Source organism: Paenibacillus oleatilyticus, assembly GCF_018998565.1.
GTDB lineage: Bacteria > Bacillota > Bacilli > Paenibacillales > NBRC-103111 > Paenibacillus_G > Paenibacillus_G oleatilyticus.
Genome location: NZ_JAHNZO010000165.1, coordinates 1 through 353 on the forward strand (window position 1 = coordinate 1; position 353 = coordinate 353).

Sequence of the window (353 nt, forward strand, 5' to 3'; positions counted from 1 at the left end):
CGCGCGCGGCGGCCGCGCGCCAGACGCGCCAAATCTCCGCTCAGCGAGCCCAGATCCGCCACCGCACGCGGCCTGCCGGTAATCGGTTTGCTGTAACGAATGTGCGCGTCCGCCAGAATGATGGTGCCGCCGAGATGGCGCTCGCGCAGCAGCAGCCAAATCAGCCCCCAGGCGGTCAGCGTCGCCAGCGAGAACAGGCTGCCGGCGAACAGCGTGTGGTGCGGATTCTGGTTGCCGATCTCCGGCATGGTGGTGACGAAGCGCTGGCCGGTGTATTGGCTGATGCGCACGCCCATCTTTTCGCTCAGCGGAATGTGTTCATACCAGGCCTGCTGCAATTGGCCGCACCAATC

1 protein-coding gene is annotated in these 353 nt (G+C 65.7%); it reads right to left on the reverse strand.

What is annotated here, in order from left to right; all coding sequences use genetic code 11:
* A partial coding sequence (locus KQX66_RS39060; RefSeq protein ID WP_216798441.1) for a YiiD C-terminal domain-containing protein occupies nt 1-353 on the reverse strand: 353 nt, incomplete at both ends.